The organism is Ignavibacteriota bacterium (genome assembly GCA_016708125.1).
GTDB lineage: Bacteria > Bacteroidota > Ignavibacteria > Ignavibacteriales > Melioribacteraceae.
Window position 1 is genome coordinate 89,559 of sequence record JADJGF010000001.1, and the last position, 23,961, is coordinate 113,519.

The 23,961-nt window shown below is 28.8% G+C and carries 12 protein-coding genes and 1 pseudogene; 1 reads left to right on the forward strand and 12 read right to left on the reverse strand.

The window, feature by feature from the left end; translation table 11 throughout:
• Positions 1-65 precede the first annotated feature (65 nt).
• From IPH62_00460 to rhaM, 10 genes and pseudogenes are all read right to left on the reverse strand, one after another.
• Positions 66-1,682 (reverse strand): glycoside hydrolase family 28 protein, encoded by a 1,617-nt coding sequence (locus IPH62_00460; protein MBK7103744.1) that lies wholly within the window; start codon positions 1,680-1,682, stop codon positions 66-68.
• A 52-nt stretch (positions 1,683-1,734) separates the two neighbouring features.
• Entirely contained in the window at positions 1,735-3,432 is a 1,698-nt protein-coding gene (locus tag IPH62_00465) for a T9SS type A sorting domain-containing protein (GenBank protein MBK7103745.1), read from the reverse strand.
• Between the two features lie 47 nt (positions 3,433-3,479).
• Positions 3,480-6,476 (reverse strand): TonB-dependent receptor, encoded by a 2,997-nt coding sequence (locus IPH62_00470; protein MBK7103746.1) that lies wholly within the window; start codon positions 6,474-6,476, stop codon positions 3,480-3,482.
• A 387-nt stretch (positions 6,477-6,863) separates the two neighbouring features.
• On the reverse strand, positions 6,864-8,114 hold the full coding sequence (locus IPH62_00475) for an MFS transporter (protein ID MBK7103747.1): 1,251 nt from the start codon (positions 8,112-8,114) through the stop codon (positions 6,864-6,866).
• A 63-nt stretch (positions 8,115-8,177) separates the two neighbouring features.
• Positions 8,178-10,871: a hypothetical protein gene (locus IPH62_00480; GenBank protein ID MBK7103748.1), complete on the reverse strand. Its 2,694-nt coding sequence runs from the start codon at positions 10,869-10,871 to the stop codon at positions 8,178-8,180.
• 143 nt (positions 10,872-11,014) lie between these two features.
• Entirely contained in the window at positions 11,015-12,295 is a 1,281-nt protein-coding gene (locus IPH62_00485; GenBank protein ID MBK7103749.1) for a glycoside hydrolase family 88 protein, read from the reverse strand.
• Positions 12,296-12,303: 8 nt separating this feature from the next.
• Positions 12,304-14,082 carry a hypothetical protein gene (locus IPH62_00490; GenBank protein ID MBK7103750.1) on the reverse strand — a complete coding sequence of 593 codons (1,779 nt, stop codon included), beginning with the start codon at positions 14,080-14,082 and terminating at the stop codon, positions 12,304-12,306.
• A 682-nt stretch (positions 14,083-14,764) separates the two neighbouring features.
• Positions 14,765-14,977, reverse strand: a complete 213-nt coding sequence (locus tag IPH62_00495; GenBank protein ID MBK7103751.1) for a hypothetical protein — start codon at positions 14,975-14,977, stop codon at positions 14,765-14,767.
• Positions 14,978-15,122: 145 nt separating this feature from the next.
• On the reverse strand, positions 15,123-16,043 hold the full coding sequence (locus tag IPH62_00500) for an alpha/beta hydrolase (protein MBK7103752.1): 921 nt from the start codon (positions 16,041-16,043) through the stop codon (positions 15,123-15,125).
• A 20-nt stretch (positions 16,044-16,063) separates the two neighbouring features.
• Positions 16,064-16,377 (reverse strand): annotated as a pseudogene (gene rhaM, locus IPH62_00505) (L-rhamnose mutarotase).
• A 264-nt stretch (positions 16,378-16,641) separates the two neighbouring features.
• Between rhaM and IPH62_00510 the strand changes: the two are divergent.
• The gene (locus IPH62_00510) at positions 16,642-18,744 is read left to right on the forward strand and encodes a hypothetical protein (GenBank protein MBK7103753.1); all 2,103 of its coding nucleotides are present in this window, start codon (positions 16,642-16,644) and stop codon (positions 18,742-18,744) included.
• 53 nt (positions 18,745-18,797) lie between these two features.
• Here IPH62_00510 and IPH62_00515 read toward each other — a convergent pair whose 3' ends face one another.
• Complete coding sequence (locus IPH62_00515) at positions 18,798-21,929, reverse strand: hypothetical protein (GenBank protein ID MBK7103754.1); 3,132 nt, start codon at positions 21,927-21,929, stop codon at positions 18,798-18,800.
• Between the two features lie 113 nt (positions 21,930-22,042).
• Complete coding sequence (locus tag IPH62_00520) at positions 22,043-23,881, reverse strand: chorismate-binding protein (protein MBK7103755.1); 1,839 nt, start codon at positions 23,879-23,881, stop codon at positions 22,043-22,045.
• Positions 23,882-23,961 lie beyond the last annotated feature (80 nt).

A 23,961-nucleotide genomic window follows, 5' to 3' on the forward strand; every position in this document is an offset into this window, starting at 1 on the left:
TTTATTCACCAAGAAAACTTCGTTAATTTATTATCTCAAATTTAGCAATCTATTCAATAAAATATTTACTTAATATTTTCGGATTCTTTTGCAGAATATTCATCTATTTCCAATCCTTCAGTATTTTGAAAAATAATTTGTTTCTTCGAAATATTTTCTTCCAAAATTTGAATTTTTTCCAACGCAAGTTTTTTTACATCATCAAAAACAAATGCTGGTCTGTAATCCGGATTTTCTGCAACAACATATATATTTTTCATTTTCAGATTTTTTACATGACGAATATAAAAAGCCCACGATGGTAATTCACCAAACATGTGAAATTCCGGATACTCACTTTCATTTTCGGGAACATCGGATAATCTGCTTAACGGAATATTTGCTAAACCATTATTTCCCTTTCCGGGATAAATTATTTCTATATCTTCCAAAGTAACATTTTCAACGTAACAATCTTTATATCCGGTTATTGATGACGGAAACGGATTATGGAAAAACGGTAATTCCGGACCGCGAATTTCATAATTTTTATCCGGCACATCAAAAGGAATATGAACTTTTAAATCTTTAATTTTTACATTTCTTAAAATTCCGACTTTTTCATCTTTATTTCTTTTGCCAAGTTTTATAAAAATAGCATTTCGGGTATTATAAGCTCTAATATTTTTAATTGAAATATCTTCAATAATTCCGCCGTCAACAGACTCCAAAGCTATTGCAGATCTGAATGTATCAAAAACTTTTATATTATTAATAGTAACTTTTTTAAATCCGCCGGCAGATGCAGTTCCAAATTTTACTGCGCTTGCACTTGATCTAACTGTGCAATTTTCAATTACAATATTTTCATTGTAAGAATCAGCATTTGTTGATTTAAGGCAAATTCCATCATCTGCAGAATTTATGTAAGAATTTGTAACCCAAACATTTTTGCAATTATCAATATCCAAGCCGTCATTATTCCAATAGGCATCGCTAATTACTTTTATATTATCGATTTTTAAACTATCGCATAATTCATATGTCTGAACCCAGCAAGCGGAGTTTTTCAATGTAACATTTTTAATTATCACATTATTACATTTACTAAATTCAATTAATTGAGGTCTTGCAAATTCGTTTGGTCGTTTTCTTTTTTTGTTGTAAAATAATGAATCAAGTTTTCCGGCATAATAAAGACTATCAACTTTTAAAGCTAATGTTCTGCCTTGACCATCAATAATTCCTTCTCCGGAAATTTTTATATTTTTTTGATTTTCAGCTAATATTAATGATTTCCATCTATTCATATTTTTATAATCACTAATATCCGTACTTCCTAATAGAACTGCGCCACTTTCAAGAAAAAGTTCAACGTTTGATTTTAATATTATTGAACCCGTTAAAAATATTCCATTAGGAATTATTACTTTTCCTCCGCCGTTTATATTTGCATCATCAATTGCATTTTGAATAAAAGTTTGGTTTAATGTCTTGCTATCAGCTTTTGCTCCGTAACTCAAAACATTAAATATCTTTTCTTGAGCAATAGTGATGTTGGAAATTGTAGTTGAGATAAAAACAAATGTAAGGAGATTTTTTTTGAGCGAAATAAATCTTAAAAAATATTGAAATGTAAATGTTCTATTTAAATTAAAAATCCACAAAAGAATACCTTTTCTATTAAATGAAAAGTACAACAAAAAAGTTTCTCCATAATTTATATGGAGAAACTCCCTTTAAACATAAATCAGATTACTTTAATAACATCATTTTCTTTGAAGCTACAAAATTATCAGCTTTTAATTGATAGATATATAAACCGCTTGCTAAATCGGAAGCGTTAAAATCAAAACTATAATTACCGGCAGTTAGTTTATTATTTACAATTGTTGCAACTTGCTGACCCAATATATTAAATATAGTTACATTTACATTAGCAGCATTAGGAATACTGAAATTAATTGTTGTAGTCGGATTAAAAGGATTTGGATAATTTTGCTGTAAAGAATATTCAACTGGAATTGATTCATTTTCTTGAACATCCGTTAACCATTGAGATTTTTTATCTGGGAACCAATTCAAATCGCCAAGTGGTAAACCTTCGGTACTTGCAGTATATTGAGCTAATGAAGTTGAATATGAACAATCTAAAGTATCTCTAAAATATGTAGTTTTTCTTCTGTCCATATCTACAAAAGCTGAACCTCCGCTGGAATTTTCTCCTGCACCTTCTGGTAATGGAGAAAGATTCCAATTAACTAAACCTACCATTGTGTTTGGAACATTTGCAAATGAGAATGGATCAATTTTTGTAAATGCATCTGCACTTACTTTAGTTTGGATAAAATTTGACATTGGTGCTGGCATATGTAAAGTTGGGTTTGGAACACGAGTTATAAGATCAGCCCACAGATTTGTAATATCTGATGTATAAGCATATTGATTATTTGAGATTTCAAATTGTAATGTATTATCTATTGATGTTGCTGATGTATCTTTTTGATGATAGATCATAACATGATTTGCTTTAGCCGGAATTTCTGCACTGTAAGATTCTTTGCTTTCTAAGAAATCATATTGACGAGACGAAGCAGTGTCGGCACCAAATGCCATTGGATCTAAAAACAAATTATTCTTAATTTGAACTTTAGTATCTTGTCCAAGTAAACCTAAAGCCATAACGCCATATCTACCACCATTATTTACAACTGTATTATGTTCAAAACGGAAGTAATTCAAACTTGCAGTACTTGAAATATGTCTAACAACTCTATCTTGTCCATTAACAAAAGTGTTATTTATCATAATAAGTGAATCGCAAGAAGTTTTTCTTAGATCAACGGCTCTGCCATCACCCATGTTATCAAATGTGCCTGTACCACTATTTGCAAATATAGTATTTGTTACTTTTATTGAACGAATACCCGAAAAAGTTCTTAGATCTGCTTGATATGCGTGCATAAGAATGCAACCATCTACTACTAAAGTATAGTCTCCAGAAACATTCCAAACAACTAATTCTCTTGGTGCATTATGCTGCCAGTTTGTATAATCAGGATCAAAATCAGAAATACCATTTACAACAATATTTTTAAGAAATACACTACCTTGAGAATCAATAAAATCGATAGGAACTACAGTGCTATTTTCAGCTACAGCTCCATAAATTATTGGTTTAGGACCATCAGCATCTTCAGCTTTTATTCTTACATCCCAACCAATATTTTTTATTACATCGTTAAAAAACCAGATGCCTCCACGTTGTAAAACATAAACTCTTTCTAAATCTACACGGTTACCATCAGAAAGAGTATCACCCATAATAATTTTATTAATATAGGTTACTTCTGTTGGGGCGCTTAGATACATTTCATGTGATTGAGCTAAAATATTAACACTCAAAAACATTACAAATACCGCAGAAAAAAGAAAGCGGAATATTTTTTTCATTTGAACCTCCATCTTGTTAGTTGTGATTAAATTATTATTTATTACAATTACATTGTTATTCTAAACCAAAGATCAGCTGTTGTGCCATATCTATAGCTAGATGCGTCTAATGTATAACCATAAATTATGTCTTCAAGAAAAGTGCCTTCTTTTACATTAGTTAGATTATTAACATTCAAACCAATAGATAAGTTGTTAATAATTTCTTGTTTAAGAGATAAATCCAATCTGCCAAATTGCTTTTGAATGTTGTTAGATAGCCCATCAGCTGAAAATCCATTATAAAATTCACCTTGATAGAAATAAGAAATACGACCTGAGAAACCGCCAATATCATAACCTAATGACACATTTCCAAAAATATCGGGCGAATCAGTAATTCTTGTTTTCTTTTCATAGTATATTATCCTCGTTCTTTTAGTCGGAAAAGGTTGTCCGGGAAGTTGGACTAAATATTCTTCGGTTTTAATAGAAGGAGTATAGGTTTCTGTTCTTATAATAGAAAAATTATAACTAAGTACTATATTGCTTAACAAGCCAGGTAAATATCTTAAATTTGCTTGATGTTCAACTTCAAAACCCCAAACACTTGTAGGTTTACTTGAATTATAGGGATAAATTAGTGAATACGGTGAGCCACTAAATGGCGGAGTATCATTAATAAACTTTATACCTAAACTATCTGAAGTTGCTTTATTAATAATTGGAGTATGCCAAAGTTGATGTACTTCATTTTTAATCTTTTTATAGAATGCTGACACAGAGAATAATCCTATTGTGTTGCTAAATAATTGCGTATTTACTTCAAAATTCCAAGCTTCTGCATTTTTCAAATTTGTATTACCTAAGATGACAAAAGCTTTATCGTCAAATGCAGAGCCTTGATTTCCAATTACATAAGTTGGAAGTCTGAAGTTAAAGTTTGGTCTCTCCAATCCTCTAAAAGCAGCAAATCTTACATTTAAGTAATCAGTAGGTTTTAATATTAAATGTATATTTGGTAAAAGAATTGCTTCTGCATGATTTTTGGTTGTGTCAGTGAAAGTAGACCATTCTGTTAGAATATAAGGTGAATAAAGTGCATTATATGTATTATTATCTGATTCTATTCTTAATCCGGTAATAAGTGTTGCAATTGTTCCAAAATTCAGCGTATTCATTAAATATCCGGAAGCAACATCTTCATTAAGGTTATAATTGGTACCATCTTCGGAATGATCTGGTATATATTCATGTACATGAGTTATAGGATTAATTCCATTAATATTCATTTCATACCAGGCTCTTGCACGTTCTACATCAATCATTGGATTCAATAAATATTTACCATAAATATCGCGTGTTTTATCATTGATGAAATTTGGAAGAAGAATTAAACCGGATAACATCTGCAAATTATCATAACCATATTTGGAAAGTTCTTTTTGTTTATAAGTTCCATCAGGAAGAAGTATAGAATTATAAAAACCAAGTCCAAGGTAATATCTCGCTTGAGTTAATGTTGAATTTCTTTTATGATATTTAGAACGATATTTAACTCCGAATTTTACTTCTCCAGACATATCCAAAAAATTATAATCATTCTTTAAATCAACGAAAAATGTTTTTTCGTTATCCAAATTTTCCGATGTCCTTGCTTCTGTTCTATTAAAATAAGCCAACCCAAAGTTATTTATAGCAAAAGGAATAAGATCTTCGTATGACGTAGTTTGTCTTAAATCATTTGGAACAAATTCCATACCCGATATTGGGACTCCATTTGAAGATGAATTAACTTCGTTTAAATGCATTGTATTACTATATGGGGTTTCAGAATTGGATTCAGAGAAAGAAAAATTCCAATTTATTTGCCAGTTGAATAAATTATTCTGCCCTTGCAATGAAATATTTTTAATGTCAGTATTAATATCCGCCCCAAAAAAATCATACCCAACATCCGCCCCGGTTACTGGATAATTTCTTGATATTGTTGAAAATCTTCTTTCGGTTCTGTTATAATCTGCATTAAGTTTTATTATACCATTATCTGGAGTTCTAAAATCTAAAAGAATTTTCCCGCCGAATCTTTTCCTAGTTTCTGGTGTATAGGTAAGTGAAAAATTTTGAATTTGATAAGTCGATCTATTATTATAAAAGTCATAACCAATGCCATAATTTTCACTACTACGATTTCTTTTTTCAAGATTACCAAATGCTTGAACACCAAGAAGATTATCAAAAAACCTCTCTCCGTATCGTCCTAAAAAATTATATTGATTATATGTATCATCGATTGATCCATACGATCCGAAAGCGTCAACCTGAATCTCTCTGATTTCAGGAGCAGTTTTTGTAACAAAATTAACATTTCCAGCAATTGCTTCTGCTTCCATATCTGAAGTAATAGCTTTTGATAATACTATACCAGATAAAGAACCTTGAGAAATTGTACTTAGATCAATACCTCTTGAATCTGCATCAGTTGGAGACAATTTAATTCCATCTAATGTTATTGTAGTGAGATTTTGATTTAAACCACGTAGTACAATTTTACTTGCCTCACCGCCAGAACGAACAATTGAAACACCTGGTAAGCGTCCTAAAGCTTCCGCAGCATTTGCATCGGGTAATTCCTTTATTTTTTGTTCAGAAATAACGTTCACAATTGTATTTGATGTTAATTGCTGATTTATTGCTGCTGCTTGTCCAAGAGCTTGGGCAGTAACAACAACTTGTTCACCTTCAACAGACATATATATAAGTGAAAAATTGATTTCAAGAGTTTTATCATCAATAATAGTTATAGAAATTTCCTTTGGTTCATAACCAATATAAGAGCATTTCAATTTATAAATTCCGGCTGGTATTGAAGTGATATAATATTGTCCTTCAATATCGGTAGCTGCACCAAGTGAAGTTCCATCAAGAATTATGTTAGCGCCAACAAGTGTTTCATTGGAAAGAGAATCTGAAACTATTCCTTTTAATTTACCATTTGAATATAAAAAAGTTGGAATTACCATTAATAGAAACAATGAATTTTTAAAAAATGTTAATTTTTTCACATATTCACCTTTACTTAATTATTTGTTTATTTGTAAACTATTTTATTTTGCTTTTTAAAATTATTAACCATATTCATAATTATTCCCAATAGGTCTTCTAACAAGTAACAATAAAAGTAGTGACTTAATATAATGGACATCAAGTGATATTTATTTATAAAAAACCGTTATAATAAAAGTAAATTGTGCCAAATTATTTAATTAAGTAAATATTTGTGGATAAATTAAATATTTTACTAAAACGTTTTAGTTAATTACCATTTTTTAATTTTAAAATCAAGTACTTTTTTTCTCGAAATTATTTTTTTACAACTTTTTGAATAATCATATCAAATTTTGCGTATAGAGATTTATATTTTGAAGTTAACAAAAACTGAATTGTAAAAACTATTTATCGCTTCTCATAATTTTTATCGTTTCATTATTTATAATTGGTTTTGCCCAAATTCCTATTGTGAAAATATATGCAAGAGTTAAAAAGATAAACATCATTCCAATTCTTAGACCAAAAATATCACCAAGCCAGCCGATAATTAATTGTACAATTGCTCCGCCGATTATTGCTGTACATAAAATTCCGGCAAAAGAACCATGATGATTTTCAAGTGAGTTTAACGCGAGAGAAAATATTATTGACCACATAACCGAAATAGAAAAACCAACTGCCGGAAATGAATATAGCGAAATTGCGCTTGATCCAAATAATGCCAAAGCTAAAAATATTGCCGAAATAATTGAAGCACCGATTAGAATTTTTCTGCTATCAAAAAGTTTGAGTAAACCCAAACCAACAAGACATCCAACCGACATCATTCCCCAAAACCATCCAACGATTGATGATCCAATTGTCAGCGGATCAAAATTATGGTAAGTGTAAAGGAATTTGGAAATCCAGTAAGATACTCCCTGCTCAGTTCCCACATAAGCGAATATTCCAAAAAAGTATAAAATCACAGTTTTATTTTTGAATAAATTTTTATGTGTATTCCAATTACCGGATTTTTCATCATCAATTCTTTTTACTTCAGGAAATTTGGAGAAAAAAATTACTGTTATCATAATTATTAGAATAAGTGTAAAGATTACATAAAGAGAAATCCACGGAAGATTTGAAGGAATAAAGCTTGAGAAAATTGATTTAACATAATTATTTGTATAAGGTTCATTTAAATTTGTAACGAGATATGTTAATAACATTGGAGAAAGAAAAGATGCACCGCCAAAAACTAATTGTGCTACTACCGAATTAAATGCAAAATGTTCTTCACCTCCGGAAACTCTTAATAATGGATTGATTGCTACTTGAAGCATTGCCATTCCTGCGCCCATTAAAAATAGTGAAGGAAGAAAAACAAGGTAATGGGGAAAAATTGAAAAAATTAAAGAGCCGACTAATGCAAACGAAAATGCAACAATCATAGTTTTCTTTTCTTTATACTTTTCCACTAAAATTCCAGCCGGAATTGACATTACGCCGTATGCAATAAAAAATGCAAAAGGAAGAAATGCGGAAAGTGTTAAACTTAATTTGAAACTATTTATTACATCCGGGTTTAACGCACCAAGAATATTTGTAATTAATGAAATAACAAAAAATGTCAAAAAGATTAAAACTACAATGTAGAAGTTTCTATTCATTTTATTTCCACGCTATAAATTTCATATGAAAAATTTTAGTTATTATCATCTATTATTCTTCTTTCATTTCTTAACTACAATTTCCAACTTTCCATTTTTAATTTTTTGAACTGTTAAATCAATACTTAAAGTTCCTTGCGAAAGAAGATTATATTGAATCGATTCGTCATTCCATTTAACAAGATAATTATAATTCGGATTCATACATGCAATTACAGAAGTTTTTGAATTGTGACTTTCCGTAAATGAAAGATCGGCAGAAAAATTTGAGAAAGTTTCATCAAATATTTTATTCTCAACCCAAACATCAAATCCGGTTGTAAAATTTCCCGGGCGAAAATACGCTGAATACCAAATTACTACCGGTGCAGATAAAGCTCCAAACTCATGCCAGCCGGCTCCTCTTCCCGTTTCAATTATAAAATGTTCCATACAATTATAAGATGTCTCAACTTCATTTTTCCAAACATCCAAAGCAGTTTTTGCTATTTTATATGCAAATTCAGATTCTCCTAAATCAAGCATTGTTTTCCAAAAAAACCATTGATGCGCCATCCAGACTGTACCATTCCAATATCCATCTATTTTATAATATGGAGCTGATTGATCTACAGCCGATAATCCAACATTTGACCAAATATGTTTATTGGATTTTAAAGACGTCAAAATTTTTTCTTTTTGAACAGAATTACAAATTCCGGCAACTAAAGGATAAGCTCCGTCGAAAGTCATATTGTAATTTATTTCATCATTGTATTTTAAAATATTTTTCGGATTTCCATTTTCATCGTGAACCACATATCCAAAATATCCGGATTCATCATCCCAAGAATATTTCTGAAGTGCATTTGTAAAAATTTTAATATCATTATCAAACTCATTAATATCATCATTCAATCCAAGATTCTTTGCAGCCATTTTAAGAATTTTTGCTGTTCTAATTACTTGAGAAGTAGTAATAACCGGCGCAACTGTTTGTTCTAAAGATTTATCTCTAACTAATTTTTGAGGTGGCAAATCATCCCATCCGCCAGAATTGTAAAAATAATCCCAAGTTTTTAGGATGTTTGATTTAAATATTTTTGTAGTTGAGCTTCCAAGTCTGCCCGCTAAAAATTCATGATACTGTTTGAGTTTGGGATAAAAATATTTTAATAATTCTGTTGATTGAGTCTTATTCCATAATTCAAGAAATAAATAATGTTGAGTTGGAACCGGAGTTCCGTGATGGACAAAAGCCGATTGTTCACCTGGTTCTTGAACATATGCATTTAAATTTTCTATTGCCTTCTGCGTACTTGTTTGAAGATATCCCATTCCAATAAAACCGGAATCCCAAGTGTAAAGACAATCCCACCACCTTCCGGGTGCGCTGTGCCTAATATATTGTTTCTGCGTATAAACCGGATAAACAACATTACAATTAAGTGCGGCATTCATTCTTTCAATACTGAATTGATATTTTTCGCCATCCGGATTTCCATTCATTTTTACAACATTACTTTTCGCATCTAAATAAAAATCCTCAAATTCATTTTCCGATTTATTTAATTCATTCAAATTATGTTCAACTTTTTCTTTTGAACCGCAGCTAACAATTCCATAAATAACTTTTTTAGTTTTCGGCAGCATTACTATTGGTCTGATGAAAATATTTGTATAATGACCTTTTCCTTCTCCTTGAAATTCTGTTTGCACATGTTCGTTTACCATTTGTTTAAAATAGTCTGAGAGATCTCTTCCGTTCCATTCTCTAATTTGGAAATCGTCATTTTTCCAAAATATTCCATAGTACAAATCAACATCATCATACTTTAGAATTATTGAATTTTTATTTGGTCCATCAATTATTTTAGGAGTGGGATTCCATTCTTTTTTAGTAAATCCGATATTATTTACTTCGGTTTTTTCAACAATAATAAATCCGTCAAACTGTATTCCGCTTCCGCCTTTTGAAATTAATTGAAGTTCATAGAAACCTTTATTTAGTTTACCCAAATCCATTTCTTCAAGATTGAAATCATTATCACCTTTAAAATTTATTTCACAATTTTTTATTCCGGAAAGTGCAAAAGTAACTTTTTGATTTTCATCTAATTTATATCTAATAAGTAGTTGTGCATTTTTAAAGTTTTCATTTACCTCTAGTTTATAACTAACCAAATCACCTTTATCCAAACCAAAATTTAATCCAATTCCGGAACCGTTAACAAAACCGTCGGCTCTAATTTCACCTCTCATTTTTCCGTCGTAAACCAAATTATCAGTTGGTCTTGGAACTGCGAATTTCAAATCATTATAGTAAAGAGCATCAAACCATTGCGCACTTTTGGGTAAAGTAACTACTGCGGGATAAATTGGAGTATATGGACTATATTCTTTTACCGGAGGGAAATTTAAATATGCCATAAAATTTAAAGCCAAATTCTGATTCTTATCAGTATTATTTACGCATTCAACTCTTATTAAGCGGGATTCCGATGTTATTTCTGAATAAGAAATATCTGCGTAAACTTGATCTTTCCATTCCAATTCATGTCTAAAACTAAAATATTCCAAATTTGGAGAAGCATCCCAAGGATGAAATTCATTTTCGTAAAGTACATTGGGAACTTCAACTTTTCTTCTATAAAAACTTGGGAAAACACTAAGATCAAATCTAATTCCGCTTTTTACATTTGGAATGTGAGAAACACCAATATATCTTTTTGTGTACGGACCCCAATCGGGTAAATTGAGATCATGCTGATATGCCAATGAATTTAAAGATTCACTTGTAATTAAAGTTTGAGGAAATTGTTTTTCTGCTAAAATCAAAAATGAAAAAATAAAAATTGCTAGTAATTTTTTTTTCAAGGTAAAACTCCAATTGTTTATTTGTTAGAAAATAATTTCTAAAATTAATTATCTTCCAATTGTATTGAACCTTCTACAATACTGAATTTATTATTTTGAAGTAAACGAATAATCTCGGCTCCAGCTAAAAACATTGTTCCGTAACCATGTGCGGCAAATTTATTTACCGGACGATGATAATAGAAAGCTGAATCAAATCCCATTCCCGTGCCGACACAAGTTCCTTCAATTTGACCGCTATTATTTATTTTTGTACTTATTGCATTCCATCCAAGTATTGCAATTGGTGCAAAAGCTAATTTATCAATTAAGCCTTCGTTAATTGCTTTGCATATTGAATATGTAATAATCGCAGTTGCAGAAGTTTCTAAATAACTATCCGTTCTATTTATTAATTGATGCCAAAATCCGGATCCCGATTGAAAAGAAATTAATCCGTTTAAATGATTTTTAAATTGATCCAAAACCGAGGAATATTTTCTATGATTTTTGGGCAAAACTGTTAAAAGTTCTACCAACGCCATAACAGCCCAGCCGTTTGCTCTTGCCCAATAAAATTTAGGCTTCGTATTCATTTTTTCAACCCAGCCGTGAAAATACAAACCATTTTCTTTTTCAAACATTAGTTTTGAAAATTGTAAAACTTGTTTTGTTGCATCATCAAAGTATAATTTATTATTTGTAATTTTTCCCATTAATGCAAGCGCTGGAACACTCATAAATAAATCATCAAGCCATAAAGTATTTTTATAAGGTCTATTTCTTGCTAACGTTCCATCGCTAAATCTGTATTGTTTTTTGCTTATGTAATTAATAAAATTATCTATCAATGGGCGTATGTTAAAATCTAATCCGAACAATTCAGCTTTTATCATTGATGCACAAATTGCACCGGCGTCATCCAATGCAGCGGGATTTACTACAGAGTAAATTGTAGATTTTTCATCAATTATATTTTCTTTATTATTTAAATAAAACTGACTCAAATCAGAAATCAATTTCAATCTTTTTTTTGTATAATTACTAAATTTTTCTATGCCGGTAATTTCACCTAATTGCAATAATCCGGCATAAGTTACTCCCCACTCATAACTTGTTAATCTAAATTGACTTTTTGGAATTATTGTATTTTCATCAATAACAACTTTACCGCCGATTTTTTTATTATTTAAGTTGTTCTCCAAATTTGATGGCGTTGATTTTTCAAGAAATTCTAATACTTTTAGTAATTTTTTTACAATATGATTTTCTTTAGGAATTTGATACGGAATGCTGTAATCCGGTCTTAATAAATGTAACGGTGTATTTGAATCATTTATTTTCATATTACACACTATTGAATTGTTATTGAATGTTTAAAAGGGACAAGTCCGGTAATATATAAATGTTTTCCCTTACCTTTTATTGTGCCAAAATGTGTTGAATAAACTTCACCATCCAAAAAGTATAAATTATTATGTTCTGCTTTTCCCGGACCTATTTCAATTGTATCATTTCCAATTGTATATTTTGCAAATCCGTTATTAAGAAAATAATCATTTTCATTATCACCTTTTTCAACACCTTCCAAATTGCCTTCTTGATCAAAACATAAATCCAAAGTAATTTCAACATTTTCCGGACCATCAATATCAAAATCAATTTTGAATTTATTATTTTCTTCTTGAATAATAATTTTTGAACTTAACGTTAAAGTTGTTACCGGTCTTGAATTAAAATCCATTTTACTCCAAAATCTTCCGTCTAAAGATTCTGTTAACTTGTAATCACCATTTTTATTTCTCTTTTCCGAAGGAAGCGGATGATAATAATATGCTTCTTTTTTTTCTGAAAGAATATATTTATTTGAATCAATTTCAATTCCGTCACTTCTAAAATAACCCATGCTGAAAAATGAAGTTGATAATCTCGCATATTCAAGAATTGCTTTACCTTTTCTAAATGTAAAAAAAGTGGGGTTGCACGAACGACCGGAAGCAATTATTAATGGTTTATCATTTCCGCCAAATATAGATGCGGAAATTGTATCACGTTTAATTCTTACCAAATTAGATTCATGAAAAATTTTCGTATAATTTTTCGGCAGAGTTTCACTTTTGGGCAATTCATTGAATAAAATCGGATCAGCCATAAAAAAAGGTAGTGTTCTGCTTAAAATAGTTTTTTCAAAATCATTCAGCAATTCAATTTTTCGCATAACAGCAGATAAAAATCCATCATTTTCGTGAATAGCAATATATCTATAAGTTAAATATCCCCTTAAAATTGAAATTGGATTAAACTGATCCTGACGACGTGAATTTAAACTTACAAGTTCTCCATCTTCTTCTAAATAATAGTAACTTGAAATTAAATTTTTCTTAGCAATTTCAAATAACTTAGGCTGATTTAAAACTTCACCTAAAGTTATAAAAGCATTGTTTTCAACAATTGCATAATTTCTGCTTCGCTCGGGATAATTATCATCGGCATCAATAAAAATACCTTCATCCATCCATTCGTTAATTCTATCTAAATATTTTACATCTTTAAAAATTGAATATAATTGAGCCAGAACCGATGCTATTTCCCATCTATGATTTGGTGTATGAACTCCGCCGTTTTTTATTCCATCACAGGCATTGATTAAAAATTTATCAAGTTTACTTTTTACATTTTTTAATTCATCAAAATTATACAAGTTAATAATTTTTGCTGCCGGACAAAGTGATTCCAATAAAAATGCTGTATCAGGCGGAGATTGTCTATTTCCGGCAGAATCAAGTGTTCCATTTGGATATTGCAATTTTAAAAGTTTGTCAATTATTAATTCTAGACTTACAATTACATTAGAGGATTTAAAATAGGTCGATTTATCATTGCAAAAAGCCGCAGTTAAATTTGCAAATGGTCCACTTAAATTTCTGTAATATTGTCTTTGCTGCGTTTCGTTTTGCTGCTGAAGTAATTTTTCAACTGTAGAATCATTTCCTTTTATTAAACGAATGATTAATTTTTCATCAAGTTGTGGTTTTTTATCATCAACAAAACTGATTAAATTACCCGGAACAAAGACTGTTGCTAATGCCAATGAACTTGTTTTTAGAAAATCTTCCCTGCTCATTTTTTTCATAATAATCTCCAAAATTAGTTAAAAATTATTTCGTTTATTGGATTTAACTAAACCACTTTATTTTTTAACTAAATCATTAACCTATTATATTACAACATATTATCTGTAGATATAATCAAAGTTACTAAATCGTTTTAGTAATTTATATAATATTATTTTTTCTTGCAATTTTTTTATTTGATGGGAAAAAATATTTCCAGAAAATTGAGATTTGAGATGTGAATTAAATTTTAGATTGCAGTAAATCGTTGAATAAATTTTATCATAAATTTTTATTTGAAATTGAATCGATTTTAATTTGATCTTTAAGTTTAATTAATAACTCATCTTTAATCTTGTAATTTAATTTTATTACATCGGCAGTTTCAAATGGATCAATTTTAAGATTGTACAATTCTTCATATCCTTTATTTATTGAATTCCCAAAAGGAATTAATTGCCAACCACCTTTTCTAAATGTAAATTAATTATTTGTCCTTAAGTAGAGTTCCCTTTCCTTATTTTTTTTTGAGCCGTTTATTAAATCCCAAATATTATTTCCATCAAAATTAAAATTCATTTCCAATATAGAATCAATCAAAGAAATAAATGTTGGAAATATATCTTTTGCAATTTCTGATTAGGCGTTTTCAGTTTGCTCAAGCGCCCATTGCATATTTGATTGTCCGGAATAAAGTCAAACTTAAACAATCATAATATTTTTAAGAGCGCTATCATAAATTGTAATTGTATAAGGTCCGCCTGTTATTTGGGTTTTAATCTTTACAAACCATTCACCATTTTCGTTTGTTTCTGCACTATAAATTGAATTATCCCAACTTTTTGAAATTAAAATTTTACTATTTGGTTTTGCCCAGCCCCAAATTGGAGTATCAAATTCTTGCTGTAAAACCATATTATTTGAAATGAATGACGGAGTTCAAATTTGTGCGTGTAGTGAAAATGTATGTATAAGAAAAAGTAAAAATATTTTAGAATTCAGAACTGAAAATTTTCATTTTTAATTCCTTAAAATTTTTTAAAAAATAATCACCACAAAACTAATTTGAAGTAATACTTTTAATCCAACTAATGCATAAATCTTTCCACTTCTCTAATCTGCCTTTGCCTATTGCCAATCCGAAACCGTGTCCGCCTTTTTCAAAAATATGTATTTCACTTGGGATTTTATACTTTTTTAAGTTTTTATAAAACATCAAACTATTTTCAACTGGAACACCTCCGTCATCTTCCGCATGTACCAAAAAAGTCGGTGGAGTATTTTCCGAAATATGCAACTCATTCGAATAATAATTTATCAAATTACTATCTGCATTTTCACCTATAAGATTTGTTCTTGAACCGGAATGTAAATTTGGTGTTTTAAATGTTATAACTGGATACATTAAAATCATAAAATCGGGTCTGCAGTTTATTGAATCAATTTTATCAGTCGTAAAAAAGTTATCTTCAAAATGAGTCCCTAAAGTTGAAGCTAAATGTCCGCCGGCAGAAAAACCCATTATTCCAATTTTATTTGAATCAATTCCCCAATCTTTTGAATGAAATCTTGTTAACCTAAGAGCTCTTTGAGCGTCCAAAAAAGGAGAAAGCCTTCCTTCAATATTATTCGGTGTGTGAGGTAATCTATATTTCACGACTATTCCCGCAATGCCAAATGAATTAAGCCATTTGGCAACATCTGTACCTTCATAATCATACGCTAAAATTCTATATCCGCCTCCCGGAAAAATTACTACGGCTTCACCGGTTGCATATTTTTTTTCTGGCAAATAAACTTCAATCATAGGTTTATCAACTTCGGTAATCCGCATAATATCTGTTATTTGAATTTTTTCATCAACTTTGATATCATTTTGGTTGGGAACATTTTTTTCCCAAAGTGGTAACTTGAAATTTTGACCTAATAATATTGTAGAAAAAGTTCCGTAAATAATTACGAGCAGAAAATATTTTTTCATTTTTTCACCTATAAATAATTTTACTTTTCAATATGAAATACTTCTTCCAATTTTTTTGATACGGGACTTTTATCTTCATTAACTTCCATTAATGGAGCCATATAATGCCCCATTTTTTACATAACAAAGTTTTCCCAATTTCTTCCCATCTTTTTAAATCTTCAATTTCTGCATACGCAAATAAAACATCAGTTTCTTTATCATGAAAAATTGAATAAGTTTTTACACCATGTTCTAATATTGTTTCTTCAAACTCAGCCCAAATTGGATTGTGTCTTGTTTTATATTCACCTTCATTACCTTTATTTAATTTCATTTTAAACGCTACTCTCATGTCAAAATTTTCCTTGTAATTTTATTCAAAATATTTCAATAATAATATATTTTAAAAAATCATTCAACTTTCGAAATTAAATTTAATAATTGTATAACTAAAGAAATTGAATAATTAATTGATCTTCTTTAAAATTTGAAATTATATCTTAAATATTATTTACAGAAAAATATTCATATCTTATTTTTTTATATGAAAAATTATTTTTATTAAATATTTTAAAAAAGCTTTTTAATTGTGCAATTACATAAGCATTGACTTATAATGTTAAATTCCTTTAATCCATTTGAACTTGAAAAACTTCGATTAAATCTCATCGAATTCAGAAAACATTATTCATATCTTCATCTAAACTTATTTAATTATAACGAATATTTTTCAACAGTTCTTCAATTTGATGATATAAATACAGCCGAAGCATTTCTCTTAGAATTTATTGATGAATACAAACTAGCCGTTTCAAAATTTGATGTTTATGGAATCAATCCGGAATTCACCGAAACAATAATTGAACAGCTAAGAAAAATTAATTTTTACAAAACTATTTTAGAACAATTATCTTTTTTAGAATCTGAAATAATCCGAATAGAAACAAATTTTATAAAATTAACTTCGGTTATAAATGGTAATAAAATTGCAGAAAAAAACTATAATATTTATTTCCCGTTGATTTATAAACCTTCGAATGAAAATTATTACGGAATTTTAGAATCAATAAAAGTTAGAATAAATAAATCGACAGATAAAAATCATATCATTATTGTACCAAGCGAAAAAGAAATTGAGGATTTAATTTTAACTCAATGCAGTAAATCATGGGAGCTTGCATTAAGAATTTCAAATAAGTACGTCAAAAAATTATATCCTTTCCATGAAGTAATAATCAGCTTTTCAAAAAAAATTGGTTTTTACGAAGGAAATTCTTTAGGCATAGTTTTAACGATTTTATTTCTTGAACAAATTTTAAAATTTTATAACCCGACTTATACCATAAAAATTATGGAGCAAGTTGGATTTACCGGCGGAATTTCTGAAACTGGAAATGTATTAAGAATGGGCAATGAAATTATTATACAAAAAATTAGAACTGTATTTTTTTCTGAGTTAGAACTTTTTGTATTTCCGAAATATGAAGAAACTTATGCATTAAAAGAACTTTCTAACCTTAAAGAAAAATATCCGAAAAGAAATTTAAAATTAATTCCGGTTGAAGAGATAAATGATGTTTTAAATAGAAGAGATTTAGTTGATATTAAAAAGCAAAATATTCTAATTCGCTCGGCAAAGTTTATTGAAAAGAATTGGATTAGTGCAGCTGCAACTTTAATCCTTTCTATAATTTTTGCTTATTTATTTATTGTTGATTGGGATGATAATCCAAGTATTGTTAAAGCTGATGGAAGATTACTCTATATAAATAATAAGAATGGAAAAACACTATGGACTTTTGAAGCTTTCGCAAATCGAAATGAATTATCTAGTAATTTTCAAAGACAAATTATTAAAATCGTTGATATCAATGGTGATGGCTTAAATGAAGTAATCAGCACAAAGCAAATCAATGATTTGAAAAACATTGCTCACAATTATAACATTATTACTTGTTATGATAAAAATAAAAATATTATTTGGACATATAAATTTAATGATATTGTTGAATCGGAAAGAGGTACATTAAATAATGAGTATTCTTTCAATATTCTTGACACACTAACAGAAAATAAAATTAAATCATTAATACTGTTTTCAAGTAATATAACATCTTTTAGTTCTGCTATTTATCGTTTAGAATTAAAAACCGGGAAAAGATTACCCGGAACTTTTTGGGCTTCCGGTCATGTAGTTGATGGAATAATAAAGAATATAGATCAAGTTGGAAAAAAAGAAATCATTGGAATTGGTTATGATAATGGATATGAAGATTTAGTTTTTTTTGTTTTTAATTTTGATACATTAACAACCGTCCGACCCACAACTAATGAATATTTAATCAGAAATTATCCCGTCTGTAATATGAAAGCATATATTCGCTTTCAAAAATCAGATTATGATAAATATATTGGAGTTAGAACACCAACATTTAATTTTGGAAGTTTTTATGAAAACGAGGGAAGTGCAAAAATTTGTTTTGCATCAGCAATAGGTTTGAACCAAGAAGAACGAGCAATTGGTTATGAAATAAATTCTAATTTAAAAGATATAGATATTGTAATTGTAAGTACATATAGAGTTAGAAGAGATTCTCTAGTAGTTCATGGAAAACTAAAACCGCCACTTACAGATACTGATGAATACTGCAATATTTTAAAATCTCAAATAAAATATTGGAACGGAAAAGAATTTGTATATCGAAAAGATTTGGACTGATATAAAATCCAGTGCAAATTTCTCAATTTTTTAATAATCAAAATTTCTAAAAATTATTTTACTTCATACAATTTAATATCACCGAACAAACCATAATCCAATAATTGATATTGTTTCCCGGAAGGATAACCTACCGTGCCTCTCCAATGCCATGGACTTACTAATCCCGGAACCGGATTTTTATGATGCGGTCCAAGAAGGTTTTTCAAACTTCCAATAATTTTAACATCAATTTGATTATTTCCGTTTACCAAAAATTCTGTAACATTTAATTTATCAGAATCAAGAGCAATAACTCCAGCGTCTTTTCCATTAACAATAATTGATGCAACTGTTCCCTTCCAAGCATTAAGTTTTATAAAATATTCAGAATTCGATTTTGTTACATTGAAATCTTTTACATAATTAATTCCCCAAGAATAAAACGGCAATCCTTGATCTTTCCAACTAATTAATTTCAATTCATTTATTGGAGATTTAATTTCCCAACCTTTAACTGATGCTTCAACTGAAAAATCTCCAACAATGTAAATTGGTTCAACTTCGGCGTGTATATTCATCGGGAAACATTTTATTTCAATATTATTTTTGCCTTGTTTTACAAAATTGCCAATATTAAAAACTCCAAAATCTCTATCTAACCACCATTTATTTTTTTCGTTTACAACTTTTTGGTCGTTAATAAATACTTCCCAAATTTCCGGTCTTTCAACAATTGCTTTCATATTGGTAAAATTAAATTTATCATTTATGAAAAAATTATAAATTGCAGAAAAACCACTTTCTTTGGGAAAGTTTGATTTATCTAAAATTGAAGTTTTATACTGAACCGAAGTATTCCACGGATTTCCATTTTCAAATCCGTTTTCTTTAAATGCTTTTGTTCCCGCATCATAAACATTTAATTCATTAAAAGTTTTTCCGTTGATTTTAAGATCACAAAAGTCAATCATTAAAGCGTTGTCTTCAATTCGGTTAACTTTTATTTCAGATGTAGAATTTATTTCAACAAATTCATTTTTATTTCCAATTGAAGAATATCCGGTTAATTCAGAATCTGAAATAAATAAAAGTAAACTTTGAACTGGTTCTAACTCAACTGATAATTTTATTTTATCATTAATTTTTGTTTCGGAAAAATCACTAATTTCTCCGGTAAACGAATTTAATATTTTTGCATCTTTTCCGTTAATTAAAATTTCAACGAGTGACTTTTCATCCATACTGGAATTAACCAAAAACAATATTTGTCCGTCATTTAAAATTCTTCTGTGATGATAAAAATTTCCTCCAGTAAATTTGAATTGAACGTTTTTATCCGCAAAATGATTTTTAATAACTTCGCTATTTAATTCAGTATAATTAAATAAGTTTTTATTTTTTTCAGAAAAGAGTTTTATTAAATCTTGATTAATTTCACCATCAATTAACTTCGGAATTGAGAATGAAATTACCTTTCCGCCTTCGGAAATAAATTTCTTTAATAAATTAAATGTACTCAAATTCATGTTTTCAAAATTTGCTGGAATTACGACTGTTGTGTAGCTTCTTTCTCCAACAACAAATTTATATTCATCAATTGATCCATGATTTTTAATAATGTCTTCCGAACCAAGATCGTATTCAATTTGATTTTTTTCCAAAGTTGTAACAAATTTTTGAAATGTTAAACCAATTTCGGTATTCATTTTATTAACTGACTCATTGATATAAGAATCATAAAGCCACGCAGATGTAGTCGGTTCTATAATTAAAATATCATTTTTTTGTTCACCGGAAGAAAGTACAAATGATAATCTTTTGTAATAATCATTCAGATATTTATAATTTTCCCAATAAGGAGTGTGATAAGAAAATGAAGGCGGATAATCATATTTTCTTGCGCCGGTAAGAGTGTAATGAGAAAGATGCTGATTCATAAAATTTACACCGAGCACATATTCCCAATCGCCAAGTCTTTTAAAATCTTTAAAAGTTTCTTCCCAACCTCCGCCGCCGTATGTTTCCGATAATGTTCGTTTTCTTCCAAGTTGATTTGCAACGCTAGCCAATTCTTTAACGGCTCTAATATTTCCAAATTGAGCACGATTTGAAACTTCATCAAATTGATTGAAAAGCATATCGATTCCAGGCATCTGATGATAAGCATACATTGCCATATTATCACCGCCAAGTTTCATACTTGGCCAGCCGTGCTCCCAATAATGTCCGGTAAAAATTAAATTATTTTCTTCACAATATTTATTTTGCGGCTTTGACCATCTTTCTATAAATAATTGCAGCAAAGTTTGAGTGTAATTATGTCGAACTTTTTTCCAATCGCCAACTTCTTTATAGAGTGAAGGAAAATGATCTTGTAAATCATAATTCCATAGTTTTTTAAAATACTCAAATAAATCCGGAGTCCATCTAATTCCTCCGTGAGTATTGATTTCCGGTTCATCAGTAAAAACTCCTTTTATTGATTTACCAAAATCTTTTCCGGCAATATTTTTGTAACCCGTCATTGTAACATCAATAAATTTCTCTGTAACTCCAGGATGCAAAAGATCAACATAAGACCATCCGCCGAACCATCCGGATTTTTCATAATACATTTTTTTTAGTAAAGAATATTCTCCTTTTACACCAACTTTATTTGATGCAACATTTGTGATGTTTTTATATTCACTTCCAACTTTTTCATAAATCAAAAAATAATCTTTATAATTTGTGGGAATTACGTTTGTGTCAATTGGTTCAAATCCTTGTCCATTTTCATATGATTCCGACATTTGTGCTGGAACATGTCCGCCGGCAAAACCGCTTGGATATGAGTTCTCATCATAAATCCAAATATTTAAGTTAAGCTCTTTAGCCTTTTCCACAGTGTGGGCAAATAATTCAAACCAATCTTTTGAAAGATATTCCGTTATAAGTCCAGGACGAGGGTGAATAAAAACTCCGCCAAATCCAAGTCGCTTATAATCTTTTAAATCTTGTTCAATTCTCTCTTTTGTAATTTTTCCATTCCAGACATAAAATGGAACTGTTCCATAATCTTGATGCGGATTTGTAAAATTTTCACTAATCGATTTAAAATCAGCAGAATCATTTTTCACATTTTTATTTTCTTTGTTTGAACAACTAACATTTACTATTAACAAAATTATGAATGAAATATTTAAGAAATATTTCCATCTGATATTTTGATTTTTTCGATTCACATTATTCTCAAGAATAAATTAAAAATTTATTTTATTGTTTTTTTTAATTAACAATTTTTCATCATGTAGTTTGTTCTAAAAATAGTAATATTTTATTGAAACTTGCGTAACAATTTAAAATTAGAATTATAAATTTCACTAACAATAATTTCTTTCCTTATTGAATTGCATAGAATAATTTTGTTTGCATTTTTTAAATCAGAAATTGTTAAAATTTTTTCTTCACATTTTTTTTCATCAATCATAAATTGTCTATAACATCCATTGAGAATTCTTAATTTTATTGGTGGAGTATATAGTTTTCCATTTTTTTCTAAAATTAAATTTGTGATTGCGCCTTCTAATAATTCATTTTTTTCATTTATAAAAATAATTTCATCAAATCCTTTTTCCCTAAATTTGATATACTCTTTATCCCACGGTCTAAATGTTGTTTTGTGAAATAAATATTTTTCGTCATCACATCTTTCTGCATTACTTAAAATTACTTTCACACATTTTGAAATATTGTTCAATTCATCAAATGCAATTTTTACATTTCCCCATTTATTTAGAAGAAGTCTTATTTTATATTTTTTTTCTTTACTTAATTTCTGAGTAATTTTTTGTAAACTATTTTTAATTTTAGTTTCATCAAATTTGAATAAAAAATATTCCGCCGAAGTTTTTAATCTTTGAAGATGATAATTCAATAAAAAATATTCTCCGTTCTCAAACAGAATTGATTCCAATAATTCAAAATACTTTGGTTTTTTACTTATAAATTTTCCTTTAAGTAAAACTTCTTCATACTCTTTTTCCGGATTACTATCCCAAACAACACCGCTTCCTAAGCCGAGTTCACCGACATTCGTTTTTTTATTTATGCTTATTGTTCTAATTGGAATATTAAAAACAGATTTGCGATTTGTAATTATTCCAATTGCTCCTGTGTATAATTTTCTTGAAGATTTTTCTAACTCAGCAATTATTTGCATTGACCGAATTTTTGGAGCGCCGGTAATTGATCCGCTTGGAAATAAATTCTTAATTATTTCACTCAATTTATTTGATTTTAATTTACCAATAACTGTTGATGTTAATTGAAACAGAGTTTCATACTTTTCAACTTCATATAATTTTTCAACTTTTACAGAATTTACTTGAGAGATTTTCCCGATATCGTTTCTAAGTAAATCAACAATCATAACATTTTCAGCTAAATTTTTTTCATCATTTTGAATTTGATTAATCAAACTTTTATATTCACTCGGATTTCCTTTTCTTTTAATTGTTCCTTTCATTGGCTTGCAGATTATTGATTTATAATCAGTTTCAAAAAATAATTCCGGTGAAAAAGAAAGTATAAACTCCTTATCTGTATTGATTAAAACCGAATAACCCGCAGACTGATTAAATATTCCATTTAAGAAAAGTGAAGTTATTTCTCCAATGAAATTAAATTTAGCTTTTGAAGTAAAATTAATTTGATAAGTATCACCTTTTTCAATAAAGTTTTTTATTCTTTCAATATTTTTTACATAATTACTTTTGGAAATATCTATCTTATAATTCTGAATATTTTGTTTCCCAATAAATTTTTGAACTTCATCAAATTGTATTTTATCTGATCTGAAAATTTCTACATTCTTTTTTTCATAAAAATTAAATTGAATTTCCTCGTGATTTATGTAAGATTTTTTAATCACTTTTGGCTGAAAGAAATAACCAATTTCATACGGAATTGTTGCAAATCCGAAAAGATTTTTCTTTTGAATTAATTGATCAACTTTTTCAAGAATTGCACTTACTTCATTGTGTGTTGCGCCTTTTAATATTTCTATAGGATTTTTAAAGAAGAAAGATTTTCCATCATTATAAATATTTGGAGTGTAAAAAAATGCGGAGTTTTTATTTACTTCAACTTGTTGTAAAATTTCTATGATTTGCATAATCCAAATTTACATTTTCAGAAATAAATAAATCAAAATATTTGTTCAGAAATCAAAACAATTTTAAGTAAATAAAACTT

Coding starts and splice junctions, on each gene's coding strand:
- IPH62_00465 (MBK7103745.1), bottom strand. CDS start 3,432: ATGAAAAAAATATTCCGCTTTCTTTTTTCTGCGGTATTTGTAATGTTT.
- IPH62_00475 (MBK7103747.1), bottom strand. CDS start 8,114: ATGAATAGAAACTTCTACATTGTAGTTTTAATCTTTTTGACATTTTTT.
- IPH62_00485 (MBK7103749.1), bottom strand. CDS start 12,295: ATGAAAATAAATGATTCAAATACACCGTTACATTTATTAAGACCGGAT.
- IPH62_00490 (MBK7103750.1), bottom strand. CDS start 14,082: ATGAAAAAAATGAGCAGGGAAGATTTTCTAAAAACAAGTTCATTGGCA.
- IPH62_00495 (MBK7103751.1), bottom strand. CDS start 14,977: ATGGTTTTACAGCAAGAATTTGATACTCCAATTTGGGGCTGGGCAAAA.
- IPH62_00500 (MBK7103752.1), bottom strand. CDS start 16,043: ATGAAAAAATATTTTCTGCTCGTAATTATTTACGGAACTTTTTCTACA.
- IPH62_00510 (MBK7103753.1), top strand. CDS start 16,642: ATGTTAAATTCCTTTAATCCATTTGAACTTGAAAAACTTCGATTAAAT.
- IPH62_00520 (MBK7103755.1), bottom strand. CDS start 23,881: ATGCAAATCATAGAAATTTTACAACAAGTTGAAGTAAATAAAAACTCC.